This is a genomic window from Bradyrhizobium sp., from assembly GCF_035273305.1.
Taxonomy (GTDB): domain Bacteria; phylum Pseudomonadota; class Alphaproteobacteria; order Rhizobiales; family Xanthobacteraceae; genus Bradyrhizobium.
In genome coordinates, this window is the sequence record NZ_DATEPI010000327.1 from 1 (window position 1) to 5,230 (window position 5,230).

The 5,230-nt window shown below is 57.0% G+C and carries 4 protein-coding genes; 3 read left to right on the top strand and 1 reads right to left on the bottom strand.

Annotated features, from left to right (window positions below; translation table 11 throughout):
• The 3 genes from VJV58_RS21410 to hpnI form a co-directional block, all read left to right on the top strand.
• The coding region (locus tag VJV58_RS21410) for an MGH1-like glycoside hydrolase domain-containing protein (protein WP_324139366.1) at positions 1-1,206 on the top strand (1,206 nt) is incomplete at its 5' end.
• A 92-nt stretch (positions 1,207-1,298) separates the two neighbouring features.
• Entirely contained in the window at positions 1,299-2,453 is a 1,155-nt protein-coding gene (locus VJV58_RS21415; RefSeq protein WP_324139367.1) for a glycosyltransferase family A protein, read from the top strand.
• 233 nt (positions 2,454-2,686) lie between these two features.
• Positions 2,687-3,835, top strand: coding sequence for a bacteriohopanetetrol glucosamine biosynthesis glycosyltransferase HpnI (gene hpnI / locus VJV58_RS21420; RefSeq protein ID WP_324139368.1), 1,149 nt, complete (start codon positions 2,687-2,689; stop codon positions 3,833-3,835).
• A 34-nt stretch (positions 3,836-3,869) separates the two neighbouring features.
• Here hpnI and hpnJ read toward each other — a convergent pair.
• Positions 3,870-5,230: hopanoid biosynthesis associated radical SAM protein HpnJ (gene hpnJ / locus VJV58_RS21425; protein WP_324139369.1), on the bottom strand; the 1,361-nt coding region annotated here is incomplete at its 5' end.

Consider the following 5,230-nt stretch of genomic DNA (forward strand, 5'->3'; position numbering starts at 1 on the left):
TACGGCGAACTCGCACATTTCCATTTGATTCCACATACGCCGTATTACGGCACTGCGGATGCGACGCCGCTCTGGTTAATAGCGCTTCATGCCGCCTGGCGCGCCTGCGGCGACCGCTCGCTGCTCGAGCGACATTTGCGGACGGCAGAAGCTTGCCTTGCCTGGATCGACAAGTACGGCGATCGCGATGGCGACGGATTCCAGGAATACCAGACGCGATCTCCTGTGGGTTATGAAAACATGGGCTGGAAGGATTCAGGCGACGCTGTGGTGTATCCCGACGGGAGCCTTGTGCATGGACCGAAGGCGCTGTGTGAGCTGCAAGGTTACGTCTATGACGCCTGGCTACGGATGGCCGAGATTTACGATGAACTGGAAGACCCGCGACGGGCGAACGGCCTTCGCAAGAAAGCCGCTTTGCTTTTCAGGCGGTTCAACGAGGAATTCTGGGACGAGGAATCGAGTTTCTACGCCTACGCACTGGATGGCGAAAAGAAGAAGGTATTATCGGTTGCATCGAATATAGGCCAATGCCTGTGGTCCGGGATCATCGCTCCAGAGCGAGCCGGCGCGGTAGTGAGCAGGCTGATGCAGAAGGATATGTGGAGCGGCTGGGGCATTCGCACCTTATCGGCGCATCATCCTTCCTTTAATCCATACAATTATCAGACTGGCGCGGTGTGGCCGCATGACAATTCGCTGATTGCTTCGGGCATGCGGCGCTACGGCTTTGCCCGGGAAGCGGCAGCGGTGGCACACGGCATCATTACAGCGGCGAGTTATTTCTTGCTCGACCAATTACCCGAGCTATATGCCGGCTTGCAGCGCGACCCCACGAGCTTCCCCGTACAATATCTCGGCGCCAATGTGCCTCAGGCCTGGGCGGCGGGAGCGCCCTTCATGCTTTTACAGGCCATGCTGGGCCTGCAGCAGGATGCACCCGGCGGTAAATTATATGTCGATCCGGCCATGCCCGACTGGCTGCCGGACGTGACCCTGATCGATCTGCGGCTGGGAAAACAAAAGTTCAACGTTCGGTTCCGGCGAAACGGGCAGGGGACTGCGTTTGAGGTATTGGAGGGCGATCCGGACGCGGTGGAGCATCGGCCGTATTCGATCGGAAACACTGATCCCGCACAGGTCAGATCCGATGCAACTCGTCGGTCCTGCAAGGGGCGCAAACGGGAGATGGAAGAAGATGGATGAGGAAGCGCTGTCCGTTGCGCCCCCGCCTTCGCTGGTCCGGAACATATCCGAACGTCGTCGATTGATCAGGCGACGCATCGTGCCGGTGGAAGATGGAACTGGCGTTATCGGTTGGTTTGCTGGTCGTCGTATTCTTGTTGATTTTGCGCGCAGCCGCTCAACGTGGTCAGCTTCTGGTTGTCGAGCCGGTAAGCCACCCTTCTTCGAACGTACTACCGCGCGTTACGATCATCGTTCCCGCCCGAAACGAACAGCACAATATCGGACGGTGCATTGGTGCGTTGCTGGACCAGAATTATCCCAAAGAGCATTTGACTACCATCACGGTCGACGATCATTCGACCGATTCAACCTATGCGGTGGCCTCTTCAGTCGCCGCCCGATCTTCGCAAGCAAAGGTCGTTCAGAGTCCGGCATTGCCTCCTCACTGGGTCGGCAAGTCGCATGCGTGTTGGATCGGATCCAGAATCGCCCGAACTGGGGACGAGTGGCTGTGTTTTGTTGATGCCGATGTTAAAGCTGAACCGGAATTGCTGGCCAGCGCCATGGAAGTCGCGCTCGCGCAGCAGCTTGATCTGTTGTCGCTTGCGCCGCGCCTGCGCCTCGAAAGCGTAGCGGAGAGACTCGTAATTCCGTGCGGACTTTACCTGATGGCGTTTTGCCAAAATCTGGCGGTGGTTCAATCGCAGAGCAGCGATACGGTAACCGCAACCGGTCAATTCATGCTGGTACGCAGCCGAGTTTATGAGTCGGTTGGAGGGCATGCAGCGGTCCGCGACGCAATTTGCGAAGACGTCCAGTTGGCATTGTTGATCAAAAGGGCAGGAGGCCGCGTGGTCCTCCAGGATGGCAAATTCCTGCTGTCCGCCCGGATGTACACCGGCTGGAGCAGCTTGTGGACCGGCATTTCGAAAAATCTGGTCGACATGCTTGGGGGCGAAAGACCAACCCTGATCACCGCCGCGATTGCGTTCGCGCTCTCCTGGGCCTGCGTGCTAATTCCCGCGCTGGATGTAGTTTCGTGTGCCGATGGCCTCTCAGGAAGTTGCAGTGCCCTGGTCCCCGCGCTTATGGGATCGCTTGCTGCGTTTGGCCTTCACATAGCCGGCTCGTTGTATTTCCAAATTCCCTTCTGGTACGGCCTGCTCTTTCCCTTGGGATATTCAATCGGAGCATGCATTGCTATTGAGAGCCTACGTCGGCGGCGGCGCCGCCGGATTGTTTGGAAGGGACGAACTTATCCCTGAATTTTGCCCGCGCGCGAGCAGCTTGAGGATGCAGACGTGCCCATGGATCCGATCAGGCCTGCCTTAACATAGGTTAATCGGCATCGTACAAAGCTGCCCGGGTTCGTCCCTCCGGGAACGACCAACTCCATCTCGCATTCTGGATTTACCGCGCCCCAAATATTGGGAATGCGTCCTGCGCTCGAAAGGCCGCGCGACATTGGCGCCGATTTCACCAGAACGTCTTGGGTATCATGCTCACGCTTAATGAAACCGCTCGCGCTTTGAGTGAGCTCTGCGCCTCCGGCGCAACACTCGGGATAATTTACAACCTCTTCGCAGCTATCCTGGTGATGCGATTCGAGCGGCCCTCGAGATCGCAAGCATCCGTGCTGCCCTCCGTCACCATATTGAAGCCCCTTCACGGCCGTGAACCTGGCCTGTTCAAGCGACTTGCCTGCTTGTGCACTCAAGATTATCCGAAAAAGCTGCAACTGATTTGCGGAACGCAAGCAATAACGGACACTGCGATCGATTTGGTTCGGCTGTTAGCCAGACGGCATCCGGAGACTCGGATCGATCTCGTTGTCGATGAGCGAACCCGTGGGACAAATCGAAAAATATCGAACCTGGTCAACATGGAGCCAAGGGTGCATCACGAATTGATCGTCCTGTCCGACAGCGACATCCTGGTGGGCCAGCAGTTCGTCAGTCGCATCGTGGCTGAACTAGAGCACTCGAGGGCAGGGGCCGTAAGTTGCGCCTATTACGGGATCGCGATGGGAGGCATCTGGGCGCGAGCCTCCGCCTTGAACATCAACTCCCAATTTCTTCCGAACGTGATCGTGGCGCTGACGTTCGGAGCAACGAAGCCGTGTTTTGGATCGGCAATAGCCATGCACAAATCGACCCTCAAGCGGATTGGCGGCCTGACGCCATTTTTGGACGAACTGGCGGATGACTATGCGATCGGGAGGGCCGTTCGCTCAGCCGGATCGGACGTAATCATCCCGCACTTTGCTGTCGGTCATGTCTGTTTCGAGCATAGCTTCCAGGAGTTCTGGGATCGCCACATGCGCTCATCCAGAACAATCCGTTCGATCGATCCTGTCGGCTACATCGGTATTCTCTTCATGCATCCGCTCATGCTGTCGCTAATGGCCGCGATAATCGGAACCTCTCATCCGTACTCTCTGATTGCCGTCGCTTTTGCGAGTCGCGCGGTGCTTACCTTGAGCGTCGAGCGGGCGTTCAAACTCGAGCCGCAACGGCTTTGGCTTCTGGCCGTTCACGACGCGATTTCATTTGCGGTTTTCGTCTCCAGCTTCTTCGGAGCTGTCGTCGCATGGCGTGGCAGCGCGTACCGCATTCTGCACGATGGCACGATCGAGGACCAGCACTAGGACCAGTTTGTGCGCATAAACGAAACTGCGTGCTTCAGAGCGGACTGGCGCGATGTTGCCGCAGAAATTTAAAAAATTCGACACCCTCGCGCAGGCGGCGCAGCATCATTTCCGGGCTGCACACCATTTCTGAAACGATTGCTGCGATCTTCGGTGCGCGGAAATAAAAGCGACTGTAAAAGGCCTCGACCGAGTGGAAGATCTCGTGGTGGCTGAGATGTGAATAGTGCAACGGAGCGATCTGTATGCCGCGCTCATCCACCAGTTCTGCAACCTCGCGATCGAGCCAGTTGTTTTCCAGAGCCTGCCGATGAAGGAATGTGCCGGGATAAGGTGCTGCGATCGAGACCTGGACAGTGTGCGGGTTGATTTCCGTTGCAAAACGGATCGTCTCCTCGATCGTTTCTTTGGATTCTCCGGGCAGGCCCATAATGAACGTGCCATGGATCGTAATTCCGAACTCATGGCAGTTCTTTGTAAACTCACGAGCAACGTCGATACGCATGCCCTTTTTGATGTTGTTCAGGATTTGCTGATTACCAGATTCGTAACCGACCAGCAGCAGGCGAAGGCCGTTGTCGCGCATGATCTTGAGGGTCTCGCGTGGCACATTGGCTTTGGCATTGCATGACCAGGTGATGCCAAGTCGTCCGAGCTCGATCGCAATGGCCTCAGCGCGCCGACGGTCGTCGGTGAAGGTATCGTCGTCGAAGAAAAATTCCTTAACTTGCGGAAATGCCCGTCGGGCCCAGGAGATTTCCTCAATTACATTGCCGACGGTGCGCGTGCGGTAACGGTGCCCGCCGACCGTTTGCGGCCACAGGCAAAAGGTGCAGCGAGATTTGCAACCGCGCCCGGTATAAAGGGAGACATAAGGATGCTGCAAATAGCCAATGAAATAGTTTTCGATCGTCAGATCTCGCTTGTACACAGGCGTTACAAACGGCAGGCGGTCCATGTCTTCGAGAATTTCACGTGGTGGGTTGTGCTGTATGGCACCACGCCCATCGCGGAAAGACAGGCCGCGGATATCGCTCCAATCACGCCCTTCGGCGACCTCCAGGATTGTAAACTCAAATTCTTTGCCGGCGACAAAGTCGATATCGATTGATGCCTGCAGGCTAGCGAGCGGCTCGACCGCGACCTTGGCGCCCACCATGCCGATCTTGAGCGCAGGATTGGCCTGCTTCAGCGCCTTGGCAGCCCGTAGGTCGGATCCGAACGAGGGCGTGGAGGTGTGGAGTACCGCAAGGTCATAATCGCGTGCGGTGCGCGACACGGCAGCCAAATCAATTCGGTGCGGCTCGGCATCGATCAGTTTGCTGCCCGGCACCATAGCGGCAGCCTGCGCCAGCCAGGTCGGATACCAAAATGAACGTATTTCGCGGCGTGCCT

Excerpts from the sequence above, each read along its gene's own strand:
- hpnI (WP_324139368.1), top strand. The coding sequence starts at position 2,687 with ATGCTCACGCTTAATGAAACCGCTCGCGCTTTGAGTGAGCTCTGCGCC.
- VJV58_RS21415 (WP_324139367.1), top strand. The coding sequence starts at position 1,299 with ATGGAACTGGCGTTATCGGTTGGTTTGCTGGTCGTCGTATTCTTGTTG.